General features: G+C 36.9%; 7 protein-coding genes. 2 read left to right on the top strand and 5 right to left on the bottom strand.

The window, feature by feature from the left end:
• Nucleotides 1-336: 336 nt before the first annotated feature.
• Nucleotides 337-1,233, bottom strand: a complete 897-nt coding sequence (locus PHE88_06035) for an AraC family transcriptional regulator (protein MDD5687370.1) — start codon at nt 1,231-1,233, stop codon at nt 337-339.
• Nucleotides 1,234-1,378: 145 nt separating this feature from the next.
• Here PHE88_06035 and PHE88_06030 point away from each other — a divergent pair, with 145 nt between their 5' ends.
• Nucleotides 1,379-2,152, top strand: a complete 774-nt coding sequence (locus tag PHE88_06030; protein ID MDD5687369.1) for an AraC family transcriptional regulator — start codon at nt 1,379-1,381, stop codon at nt 2,150-2,152.
• A 71-nt stretch (nt 2,153-2,223) separates the two neighbouring features.
• Here the strand turns inward: PHE88_06030 and PHE88_06025 are convergent, their stop codons facing one another.
• Together PHE88_06025 and PHE88_06020 are read right to left on the bottom strand one after the other, a co-directional pair.
• Nucleotides 2,224-3,993, bottom strand: a complete 1,770-nt coding sequence (locus PHE88_06025; GenBank protein MDD5687368.1) for a DUF6067 family protein — start codon at nt 3,991-3,993, stop codon at nt 2,224-2,226.
• A gap of 114 nt (nt 3,994-4,107) precedes the next feature.
• A complete protein-coding gene (locus tag PHE88_06020) occupies nt 4,108-8,604 on the bottom strand; it encodes an Ig-like domain-containing protein (GenBank protein ID MDD5687367.1) in 4,497 nt (1,498 codons plus the stop codon).
• Between the two features lie 188 nt (nt 8,605-8,792).
• Here PHE88_06020 and PHE88_06015 point away from each other — a divergent pair, with 188 nt between their 5' ends.
• Entirely contained in the window at nt 8,793-9,575 is a 783-nt protein-coding gene (locus PHE88_06015; protein MDD5687366.1) for an AraC family transcriptional regulator, read from the top strand.
• Between the two features lie 162 nt (nt 9,576-9,737).
• On the opposite strand, the gene PHE88_06010 is transcribed toward PHE88_06015, so the two are convergent.
• On the bottom strand, nt 9,738-10,823 hold the full coding sequence (locus PHE88_06010) for a hypothetical protein (GenBank protein ID MDD5687365.1): 1,086 nt from the start codon (nt 10,821-10,823) through the stop codon (nt 9,738-9,740).
• Nucleotides 10,824-11,057: 234 nt separating this feature from the next.
• Nucleotides 11,058-13,475, bottom strand: a complete 2,418-nt coding sequence (locus PHE88_06005) for a carbohydrate-binding protein (protein ID MDD5687364.1) — start codon at nt 13,473-13,475, stop codon at nt 11,058-11,060.
• Between the last annotated feature and the right edge of the window lie 168 nt (nt 13,476-13,643).

Raw genomic sequence — 13,643 nt, 5'->3', positions numbered from 1 at the left:
TAGCCCTTGGTTTTGCGAACTCATCCCGCTTTCGCGGGAGCAGCCTTTTCGGATTCTATGCGCGGAATCCGGAGCAACTGCACCGGATGAGCACATGACCCCGCAGTATGCGGGGTAAACAACATAGAATATTTTGCTTTTAGCTTCTCTTGTGTCTATTGTGTAATGAAATTATCAATTGATTCATTGGCACCGTAAGACGGTGCGACTACGATATAGGACATTGAACTTCGCCCTCCACTGAATCTTTGGCGGGCAAGAAGTCGTTGGCAAGCAAGGACTTCGGACTATCTTGTTACTATACTTATAACACACTTTTGATTTTTTGTCTTGGATTTATTTGTTAATGGGTGCGCAAATCTTGCGGTATAGAGAGGGGATTGTGCTGGTAAGACGCTTAAAATTGCGATTAAAAGCGCTCAAATCTGAAAAACCTACTTCATATGCAATAGAAATAACTTTCTTACTATTGTCTGTTTCCAAAATACGCTTTGCCTCTATTACTCTTTTATTATCTACTAATTCCCTAAAACTTAATCCGGTAAATTTTTTAAACAACCGGCTTATATGATAAGAAGAATATCCCACTTGCTTTGATAAATCAGGAAGCGTTATGTGTTCTTTGAAGTGTTTGTCTATATAATCTAATACTTCGTCAATTATCGGATTATGTTCTTTAAGAGAACTGATATTTTTTTCCTTGTTAGACATACTTCTTTTTATTAGCACTAAAAACGTTGTAAGTAAAGATTTTATTACCTCACGGAAATTCTCTCCCTTCCTTTCCCACTCTTTCTCAAGCATATGTAAAATTAACTCTATATCGTCTGCTTCTTTTTCACTAAAACATATCTGATGCGGGAAGTTTTTATTACAATCGAAAATACTTTTTATAAAAGGCTGATGTGAAAGAGAATCCTTAAAAAAGGATTTTTTAAAATATAGAGTGGTCTTATTTACCCGAGAAGGATTTTTTCCTTTTATATAGGTATGAATATCCCGCCCATGAATAATAAATATTGATTTATCTTTAAAAGTATTTGATTTATCGTTAATAAAGTAAAAACCTTTACCGGAACGGATATATTGAAACTCCATAGCAAAGGGATGAAAATGATAATACTTACTACGCACAGCAAGATCAACTGTAGTGGCTATTGCAAAAGGAAAATCTTTTACTGAAAATGGAACAGGATACCAATCATTATCATTTACAGGCGAATTTTTATTCATATAAATATCCTCTACTTATCTTCTTACTATCTGTTATTATATAACATACTTTTGATATTTTCAAGATTAAAAAAATCGCTATTGCAATATTTTAATCTTTTTATATAATATTAGAAATCGTTGTTATTTTGTCAAAAACTTTTATATGAAACTAGATTACAGTTTGAAAGAAAAAAAAACCAATAAATTAATTTATGTAGGGTGTATTGATCCATACCCTGACCGTAAAATACAAAAACATTATCATCCATTCCATGAAATGGTAGTTCTTATTAAGGGCTCAATATGTGTTAAAATATCAAAAAAAGATATTCATGCAAGCCCCGGTGATGTCCTGCTTTATCCTGCAGGATTAAATCACAGAGAACGCCTTACCAGCACTACTCCTGCTGAAATTATTGTTTTTGCATGGAAAGAAAAACGAAAGCTTGAGGTTCCTATTTTAACCCACGATATAAGTAAAAGAATACGTCTTTTAGCTAAATGGGCATATGAAGAAAGAAAAACAAGTTCTCCTTACAAGAGCATATTGCAAGGTAAAATATTTGAAGTTATATTAGCTGAGTTAATAAAAAATTCTAAATCCAAAGAACCGCATACTATTATTGATAAGGTAAGAAGTTTTATGAAAGAACACTTAAAGGAACACTTGACATTAGAAAATTTAGCTAAGCATGCCGGTATGAGTAAATATCATTTTTTAAAAAAATATAAAAAACTTACGGGACAAACACCGATGGATGATTTAAGAATAATTCGTGTTGAAACTGCCAAAGATATGATATTTTCAACAGATTTGTCATTAAAAACAATTTCTAAGGGAGTAGGTTTTGCTAACGAACATCACCTTTCAAGAATATTTAGAAATCATTTTGGAACACCTCCAGGCCAGTTCCGTAAAAAGGCATCTTACCTTTAACAAAATGTAACTGACCCTTAACTTCAAGGGGCATTACTACGAACCGAGAACATCAGATAGTTAAAATTAAATTATTTTTTATTTGAAAGTTTTAAAATAGCTTCTGCTACCATTTTTTTCGCTTGATATATATCAGAAGGATTTGTAGAGTAATCAGTTGCACTTTTAGCAACCATGTTCATGCTTTCGGTAAGAACATCCTCTCCTTCTTTTGCAAGTTGTGTATTTCCATCTTTTTTATGCTTCTCAATTAACCGGCCTAACATATACAGATAACAATTGTCTTCTCTGCCGTCACGCAAGACTTCTTCCCGTATTGAACTTAAAATAGGATTGTTTTTATCCAGCGTGGGGTTGGGATAAACATAATTTCTTGTCAGAGTAGTTATCGGGAATGACTCTTCATTGGTTTTCCAAAAAGTCTTCACACCGTCCCGCTCACCATAGTCATATCCTCTAAATCCCTGGTCATAATTCCAAATAGCAAATAAATCAATATTATATTTATAAGCAAGCCAATAAATGTTTCTCTGTTCTATTAAAAGATGATGCATCATATAACCGGGAGCAACTAAAGTGGCACCCCAATACCAGCCTATTCTATCGCCTGCTTTTTTACGTGCTAGTAAAAAATTTGTTATCTCGCCTTCCCAAAGTCCCATATGAGCGGTCCATATACCGGCGTAGCCTATCATTTTATCAAGACATCCTAAAGCACGACCGGTAAAATCTGATTGAAAATTAGTAAATCCGGCATCTTTTATCTCTTGTTGTGATTGCTGCCACTTCTCAAGAATGCCTGTTTTTAGAAAGTCGGGTTCGTCCCATGTTACTAACATAAAATTATCCAACCAGCTTTTCTCTTTTAAATAATTATATAATTTTTTAAGTATTGCCTGGCGTTCCGGTCCCATGCGTTCATCATTGTTTTTAATACGAAGCGGTCCTGCAGGGTAAAAATACCGCATATCTATAAAAATCCAAAACTTATTCATCCCGAGTTGCATAAGTTCTTCTGTCTGCTTGTTAAAAGTATCATAAGGACCTTCGTATGGCGGACTCCACGCCAAATATGAATTTCCGCGATGAAGTTTAACCATGTGTTTTGCTATTATCTTTGCATATTCATAATCAGATATCCCTACGGCTTTGGCACCATTTCCATAATCTCCGCCCCAAGGAATTAGTCCTACAGGACATTCTTTCATTAAAACAAAATCCCATACTTTTAATGAAACCTTTACTTCTGTCCGTTTTCCATTTTTGGGAATAATAGAAACTGTCCCTGTATATGTTCCTGCTACCGTATCTTTCGGCACATATAAAGTAAGCCAAACTATATTATTTTTATCAGGATGTGCATCAAATACTTTGTCTAATCTTAACGGGTCAGAACGCAATCCGGTAACTTCATCTATCCCCTTAAGACGCCGTGCGTTTAGGAACGATTGTTTTTGTCCTTCACTCCAGTCACGAAAACCATACTTTGCTTCATCTATATTTATCCATGCCGCAGGATGATATTCAAAATTAGCCTTACTTATTTTAATTGGTGTATTATCCGGTAATTTACCGTTAAGGTCTGTAAATTCAATCTTTATACCTTTCAGGTCTTCTTTGCCTTTTGGTATTATAACTATTTGTGCTGGTTCATATTCGTCTTTCGCTGCATATAATTCCATGGATTTAGTTTTACCGGTAAATACTTTATCCCGGTATATACTTACCAATGAGTTTTCCACAAAAGCATCATACATTACTGCTGCCGTAGAAACATTTACCAAAAAACCAATAGCCACAGTTATTAATAATGCTACTCTCAAAAAACCTTTCCATTTCATAATCCATCCTCCATTTAATATAATGTTCTTACGTCCCCATGTTCTTATGCTCTTATGTTCTTAATCTTAATCTCAATATTAATCTTTATCTGACATTGAACTTTTGACCAAGGACTATTTGACTAATCCTATCTTCCCTGTCTTCTTTTTTCCGGCAGCGTCTTCTACCTGGTAGATATACACTCCTCTGCCTACTTTGTCACCATTACCATCTTTGCCATCCCACTCTATCCGACCAAGGTTACCATAATCGAGCTCTTTGAGCTCTCTAACTAATTCACCATCTACGCTATACAGTTTCATTATACTATTTATTGGAAGATTTATCACCTTTAATTTACCTTGAACTGCTGTAGTAAAATTATATGGATTCGGATACACCCGGACATTACTTAAATCAACAGATAAATAACTACCTAATATCCGGTATGTTGAAAAATGGTTTACTTTCGCTGTTACTGTTTTGTTTGTTTTATCTACTGTCTGCACTCCTGTTACTATCTCCCAATCTGAACCAGTCCAATAGTAGATTCTAAGTCCATCTTCCTTTAACGTACCTATATCCGCTGATGCATAAGGTATTGTTATGTTAACTGCTCTTGTAAAATTCTGGTTTAGCAGCATTGGAGTATTATTATTAAATGTTAACTCGCCAAAATCATAACATATGGGATTTACTGTGTTAACATATTTCATTGTATTATTTGCTGACGGCACTGCACTCGTTCGTATTGAGGCAAGATATTTGTTCGCGGACAGGACACCTGTAGGTATTATTATCTTTAATCCGTTAGCTCCCCGTATTGAACCACCCTGGTAGCCCACTAACTTTGCTATATACATATCACTGAACTTTATCAATATCGGCGCTGTTACGTCACCTGTAAGCTCTACTGTATTTATATTACTATTGAACGGGACACTGACCTCTTTCTCTCCTGCATCTGTCTCAATTAACGTCGTATCAACTGTATCCAATTCTTCGCCATTGCTGTTCTTTGTTTTAAGTGTTATGGTGCCAGTGTAATCCGTTGCTATGATGTTCTCACCTAAATCTAAATTATATACCTGTAACTTGAACTTCAAGCTCATAGATGGTGATGCACCTACCTTGGTCGCTACTGTGGTTGTTCCATCATCGTAGTAATAGGTATATATGCTTTGCCTTATGTTGTTAGATGTCTTAAAACTATACTGTGACGATGTTGCGAGGTTACCAGATGAGTCACGGCTGTAAATTCTGTAATAATAGGTCTTCCCTTTTTTCAAATTGCTAAGGGTAACGTTGTGGTTGGTTAAAAGTGCCGCATTTAATGTGGTTGTGCTCCCCATTGCAGTTGTTAGTCCATATGCTACCTGTGAATCTGATGGCTCATTTGTTGTCCAGATTATCACTGCTTCATTACCGGTTATGGTAGTTGGTGTTACTCCACTTATTACGGGTGATGTTGTATCGGCACTTACCGTTATAGTTACAACTGATGATGTTCCTGTTGCATTACCATTGTCTGTTGCTACTGTTGTTAAATTGTAACTAGCTGCTACTGTCGGTGTCCATGTTATGGTATATGGAGAAACGTTGTCTGTACCAATCAAAGTACTGCCTGCATAAAACTTTACATTGGCTATCGTTCCATCACTGTCATTCGCACTACCACTTATTGTTACTAAATCACCCGTGTTATACGTTGTTCCGTTTGTTGGTGCAGTTATACTTGCTGTAGGTGATGCATTAGCAGGATTTGTGACTGTTATAGTTACAACAGATGATGTTCCTGTTGCATTACCATTGTCTGTTGCTACTGCTGTTAAATTGTAACTTGATGCTACTGTCGGTGTCCATGTTATGGAATATGGTGAACTGGTGTCTGTTCCGAGTAATGTAGTACCGGCATAAAACTTTACATTGCTTATCGTTCCATCAGTGTCATTTGCAGTTCCACTTATAGTTACTAAAGTACCTGTGTTATATGTAGCTCCGTTTGTTGGTGCGGTTATGCTTGTTGTTGGCGGTCTATTCCCTCCTACCAAAGTACCATATATCTCAAACTCATATAACGAATATCCGTAAGGTCCTCTTGCTATACCATTCATACGGACATATCTTCCACTGCCACTTATTGATGGTATAATATCATCTGTTCCTCCCGTTCCTCCTGTCTTTGTAGCTATTGTTGTCCAGTCTGTATGATTGTCTGATACTTGTATCTGGTAATTTGCTCCATATGCTGCTTCCCATTTTAATATTACTTCTGTTATGTTATAGGTTGCTCCTAAATCTACATATATCCATTCTGTATCACTATACGGATATTGTGATGCCCATCGAGTTCCCATATCTCCGTCTACTGCGTAACTTGCATTATCATTGCCCCATCCTGTTTCTACTGATGATGCTGTCGCTGTCTTTCCTAATGCTAAATTTATTTTCCCCTCAGGTGTTACGGTTATTGTTACTGCTGGTGATGTTCCAGTTGCTCCCTTGTCATCCGTTGCTACTGCTGTTAGACTGTAATTAGCCGCTGCTGTCGTTGACCATGTTATGGTATATGGTGAAACGTTAATTATCCCAATCAAGGAACTACCTGCATAAATTTTTACATTGGTTATTGTTCCATCACTGTCATACGCAGTTCCACTTATCGTTACTAAATCACCTATCTTATATGTTGCTCCATTTGATGGTGCGGTTATACTTGCTGTAGGCGATGCATTACCAGAATCTGTGACTACAATACTAACCTGTGCAGTCCCTGTTAATGCTGGACTACCATTGTCGGTTGCTACCACACTTATGGTATAATTACCTTTTGAAACACTATTCCATGTATAATTATATGGTGAACTATTATCTGTTCCTAAAAAATTAGAGCCATTATAAAAATCTACTTTTGTAACAGCACCATCATCAGATGCTGTTGCTTCTATTAATATATTTGAACCAGTAGTGAAGGATTGTCCATTTGTAGGTTTTTGCAAATTTACTGTTGGGGCAGTATTTGGTGTAACATTACTCAGTATCCGTAATGCTATATCCTCAGTATAACTCGGTGGAGTCAGTACTTTTGTACCTCCGGTGTGTGAAAATGTCTCTGTTTTATCTATGTTCCCTGTTTTAGTATTAATCCATTCTACTTTATAGGTGCCTGTGACTCCTTGTAGATTAACATTAAGAGATGGTATGTTCCCTTGTATATAAATAGCATATTGTTTGCCATCCTGAACCAACGCCCACGCAGTTGTTCCAGATGGAAGAGCTCCTGTTATAATTGAATTATCAGGGTGCATGTTTACAAAATCAAAACTATCCATAAAACTCTTCAAAACCCCCATTTGAGTACGTAATGCCGGACCTCCGCCTCCTATGGTGAACGAGAGCGATTTGTTGGTGAAGTAATCGTAGCGGGAGGTATAGTAAGGTAGAACCTTTAAACCTGAACCACCTCCCGGACCCGGAGTAAATGTTAAGTCAAGCACGGCATATACTGCACCGCCAGCCATTATCCATTTCCATCCAAAACAACGATATGAAACATCGGCTATGCCCAGATATGTAATCTCATCAACCCCTATAGGGATATTATGGAAGTAATTTTTTACTATAGTATTAAGTGGAGGACCAGAGTAGAAAAAAAGAGACGCATTCGGATTGATGTTAAAATTTGGTGCCCAACCTATATCTCTGGCTTGACAAATAAGGTGTTTTTTCGGAAGTGCTGCCTCTGTCGTGACAAATTTAGAGATGATGTAATTATCAAATTCAATTCCCCTAGTACCACCACCAAACCAAGACTCTCCAATCGACTGATAAATGACATTGTCAAATTCATTCAATTCCTGAACTATTTTAGTAACCATAGAAGACATATAGACCGTCAAACCGTCATTATGCAAACCATTATCGCGAATATCCCAAATACTATCGTCGCCAGTGGAAGTTAAATACGCAATGTTTCCTGCATTGTTAACATTATTACTTATACCGTCAATATCATTACCTACACCAGGGAGACCATTTTTAATTCCACTACCACCATTCATAGGAGAGCGTTCCCACATTTTACCAAAACTTGCCTCATTAAAAGGAAGGAAAAAGACAATTACTACCGCTATACCTCTATCATCAGCTTGCTTAATAAAATCTCTTAGACGGGGAAAATATGAATTAGCCGGTGTGCCTGCATCATCCCACTTGGATAGGTCAAACTTGTAACTGTTCGGATCCCCAGCAAATCCTTTTTGAGTAGTACTTCTTGCCCAAGGACAGAGAAAGTTGTTGTTAGTTGGACCAAGAGTATTATTATCAATATTCCACCACCTAAATGTGTCCGTAGCTATATTCTCAGCCGGCTCAATATAAGTTCCGGTAAATATAAGAGTATAATTAAGCCCCTTGTTCTTGAGCTCATCCAAATATGCGATATAGTCAAAATCTTTATTCAATACTGCACCGTAATGTTCATTAGAGGTAATAAGGACTGTGGGCTTGCCTTTATAAATGAAGTAACGATTGTTGTCAGGATGAAGCTTTATCGGTTCTGAAGTTACTACTGTGCTAAATGTTAATGTTAGCCCTGCAACTAATAATACCTGCTTAAAAGTTTTAATCATATTTTACTCCTGTCTTACTGTGTTATGTATAATGAATTTTAAATTCATCTAAAAAATTGATATTGACAAATTTAAATTTTATCTGTATAGTATTTATGTTCTTTCTTGTTCCTTCTAACTAAAGTATAATGTATAAAGTAAAAACCGTCAATGGCTAAAATCGCTATTTTTTTGTCAAAAATCGCACTATGAAAATAGAACATTATAGTAAAAAGTTTGGTTTAAAAATAAATAAAACTAATAAATTACTTTATATAGGACATGCTGATCCAGACCCTAACTGGGGAGGAGATAACCATTACCATCCATATCATGAAATGGTAGTTATTCTTAATGGTTCAATGTATGTTAAAATATTGAAGAAAAATATTTGTGCAAATACCGGTGATATTTTGTTTTATCATGAAGGAGTAAATCACAACGAACATCCTGATAGTAGTAATCCACCTGAATTTATTTATTTTATATGGAAAGAAAAGGGAAAGTTGGAGATACCTGTTTTAACTCATGACATAAACCAAAAAATCCGGTTTTTAGCCCAGTGGGTGCATCAAAAAAGTCAACCATTTTCCCTTCACAGAAGTCTACTACAAAAGAAAATTTTTGAAGTAATATTAGCTGAATTAATAGAAATTTCTAAATCTAAAGAAGAACATCCTATTATTAGTGATATAAGAAGTTTTATAACGGACAATTTGAAAAAACATTTGACATTAGAAGATTTGGCTAGTTATGCCGGTATGAGTAAAAATCATTTTTTAAGAAAATATAAGAAACTTACAGGACTAACGCCAATGGATGATTTAAGAATACTTCGTGTTGAAACTGCTAAAAATATGATTTTTACAACAGATTTACCATTAAAAGTTATTTCCAAAGAAGTTGGATTTATTGACGAGTATCAGTTTTCAAGGATATTCAAAAACCATTTTGGCACACCACCAGGCCAGTTCCGTAAAAAAACAATTTAACTATAAAATATAGGATAGTGAAATGGTGGGGTCGTGGGATAGCGGGATTGTGGGATTGTGGGATGGTAGAGTTTTAGAGTTTGTAGAGTTATAGAGTTCATAGAGTTTAAACCCTACAACCCTATAACGCTATAACCCAATAACTCTTCCTTACTACGTCTCTTACCTGTATGGTTCAACTTTTTTAATAAGTGTTTCTAATTCTTTTTCATTATCAAAACTAGTATGAATATACATCCCTTTCCCGCCTACTGCATCAAGCAAAGGAATTATTTCTTTATGTCTAATACCAACCGCCTGTACCGATTTACCAGCATCAAGTATTTTTCTATAAAGACTATACCATTCTTTATTGCCCCCTGAAGGTATGGTGGGGTCTGGTGTCCATTCAATCGCATCAAGTCCTTTTATAGAAAGCAAACTATCAAGATGCGCAAGACATTGGTGACCATCAAGGTGGAACATGGAATAATCTAACCACTCACACTGCCTGCTTAAAGCAGGGACAACAAACTGCTCAAACATGGCTGGTGAAAACATGGCTGAGGCATCACACTGCACTTTTGCTGTTTTACCAGGTCCCCAAATATAAAATGCTCTAAAAGCACTACTATCGTCTTCGAGTTTTATAATGTCATATATACGACTGTATGCTTCAAACCAGACCTGATTAATCTCATCCAATTTCCGTTTTACCCAGTCCGGTCGTTCAACCATATCCATAAGCAGTGTTTCAGTACCGCGTAAAGAAGCAAGAATATCGATATTCTCAATAAGGTCATGACAACCTACAATGTATTTATGATTTGAAAGTTTTACAGATTCCCTTAGCAATGCTTCGGTTATTTTCCACCACTTATTTTCGGGATTAAACTTTAACGCAGGTCTGTTTTCCGGATTCTCGTCATCTTTCATAATGGGATTAAACCATATAGTTCTTTCAGAAAAACCTGGTTCCGAACCAAGAAAAAGAGCAAGGGAACCCGGACCTAAATCAACATTTGCAATTGGAAGAATATCCCCGTCAAAACATTTTTTTGATATAGAATAATGGTTTTTTTTAGACTTGAACTCGTGATTGACATAAGATTCTTCTATTGATTCAGTTTTACCGGGGTCTGATACGATTTCATGCGGTTTTGCAGCATCAAATGCATCCCACATCCCTAGTATAAGTCCTTTGCGGTTCCACCAATCCGTAAAATGCTTTTTCGTTTCCTGCCAATTCTGCTTCCATAAACATTCCATGACAAACTCCTTAAATAAATCTCCTTGCGACAAGCCCGTGGCAATCTCTATTTAAAAACTATGAGATTGCTTCACCTAATCTGATCTTGACTTCAACAACAACCCCTATTCTTAACCTTCAGTTTTGTGAACGGCTAATAATCAAGAAGCAAGAAGTCAGAGGTCAGAAGTCAGAAGTCAGAAGTAAGATGTTATCTTGCATCTTGCATCTTGTTTCTGTCGTCTGACTATTGACTACTTTGTTGTCACATTTACCTGACTTACACCGGCGAGATAATCATCTGCTACTGCATGAACCGTTATTATATGTTTGCCTTTTGGATAACCGGCAGTATTCCATTGATATTCAGGGCTTGATGATATTTTTATTAGTTTGTTATCAATGAAATAGCGATAAGACACAACAGGATTATCTGTCTCGAAATTTTTCTTAGCGATTACAGTTATTTTAACTGTCCCGCTTAATTTTGTGTTGTTTGCAGGTGCAGTTATAGAAACAGTCGGCGACAATTTAAAAAAATCATCATCCATTACTTTGTCAAATACTGCTCTTTCTTCAGTACTTGAATTATAGAGTTTATATATTCCTATTCCAATACTAGCCATCTTAGGCGATTCAGCTCTCAAATATTTTATCCATAAATCAACATCCGCCGGGTTGCCTTTGTAAGCATCTCCACCAGAAAAGATACCTATGGTTTTTGCTTCAAGCCCGTAATATTTCACACTGTCAGTACATCTCTTGATAAATGTTTTGTAGTACCTGGTTCCCGGATAAATGTATATTTCCGGTTCATATAAATTTATCACGTCAGCCCCGTCCGATATCGGTTTATCAATCGCAGCACCGGCAATACCGGCGGCCATTATCATACTTGGATATTGTTTCTTAACACGTCTTAGCGCACTGAGTGACTCTTGTACCCGATTATCAGTATCATAAGAAGAGTATTCGTCAATTTCTATACCAAAATATCCTTCCTCCGCAATCTTCAAGTATCTATCGTACATCTTTTCTTCAGTGTCAAGATAATTTGGATTCGCACTTTTTGAAGGGTCATCATGTGCTGCACCTGACCATGGTATCGGGAGTTTACCTTTTGCTACCATTTCATCGTGCCTTGGTCTAATAGACGGTGTATAGCCAAAAGTATTTTCTGTTTCATGGGGCTGTTCACCGGGACCAGCGCGCCACGAAATTAAATATGGTGTTTTTATAGGTGCCAGATTAGGATCCGGGAATAATACTCCTTCGTGAAAAAGTAACTTATCATTTGGCTGATTAGTAGAATTTGTTGTCATAGCATTTGCTGTAATATTTGGTTTTTGTTGAGCTTCCGGTATAATATTTATATAATTAAAATTACCGGTGGAATTAGAACCGATACTGTCCATTGCCAACTTCATTACGTGTTTTCCTGCAGTTAAAATTACTCCTGTCTTTGTTATTGTCTGCCAACTTGCCCATCCGGCTGTGTCAGGGACTAGCATTGGTCCTGTCTTGTCTATATCGTCGAACTCTATATGAAAAGTTCCTCCTGAACCAAGACAAGCTACCCGGATTTCTATTGTATATGTTCCTGCTGTCTTAACATTTACTGTATATTTTAACCATTCACCCGCATCTACCCAGCCTATATAATAACCTCCGGCTGTATCATTGCAAATACCGATATCTACTCTTTCATTTGTGCGACATTGATTTTGCTTTCCCGAGTTACCTGGTGTTGTATCATAATATGCTACACTTTGTCCGCCATTATCAAAATCTTCTATTTCTATCTTACCCGGTATTTGTGACGGGACTCCTTTATACGGGGTATTTATACCGGTGGCTCTTGTGGTTTCACTGGGACAATTTGAAACACCTGACCAGTTTGGAACATCATCTGCTGTTTTTATTGCAAAATAATATTTTGTAGAAGGCAAAAGACCGGCAACAGCAAATTTCTCCTGTTTGGACAGTTCCTGTGCTATTGGCGTCCTCTGGACTTTAGTTGCAGAGTCCCAGTTAGCGTCAGTTATCGGTTTCAAAGAATATCTTATATCATATGGTATATATCTCGAAGCCAAACCGGTAGCGGAATATTTTACTTTAGGTTGTATCCACATATCATCTATGGTCTTTTTGCCGTTATCACCTGGGGCGGTCCAGGTAAGCGTAATTGAGTTAGCTGACGGATCGCTTGTTGTAAGGTCAATTATCTTGCCGGGCGGTATTGTATCTGTGATAGCAGGTGTTGTCCCACTCGGAGATTTAGATAATGGTGACCAGTTCGGGACTTCGTCTCCGGACTTGATTGCAAAGTAGTATTTTTTTAAAGGTGAAAGACCAGATATCATAAACGATTCTGCAGAACCTGCAGGACTTGGGGTAATATCACATTTAACCTTAGTGGCAGAATTCCATGCTGATTCTGTTGCTATAGGTGAAAGTGAGTACCTGATATCATATTTTGTTGCTGTGCCTGAATTACCATCATCACCGACAGACCGCCATACGAGTGTTATGGTCTTTGATGTCGGAAACGCAGTTACAAAATACGCTATCTTTGCAGGTGGTGTTGTATCAGCTACACCTGACAAAAAACTGCCAACAAACATGCATACGACAAAATTGCATACAACTTTTACCAACTTTTGAATGGACATTTACCCCCCAATGAAACAGTGCGACTGTGAGACGGTGCGATAATGAGACGGTGCGGTGGTGCGATAGCGCAATGGTGCGATAGTTATAATCTACTTTAAAATAGAAGGTGCAGAATTTATTTCTGCACCTTCTATAGTTCTTTTGCTAATACTTTGGCGGACAAGAAT

This window comes from Elusimicrobiota bacterium, from assembly GCA_028718185.1.
Taxonomy (GTDB): Bacteria; Elusimicrobiota; UBA8919; order UBA8919; family UBA8919; genus JAQUMH01.
Note: the sequence above shows the minus strand (reverse complement) of the source record. Positions and strands in the feature narration are given on the sequence as shown.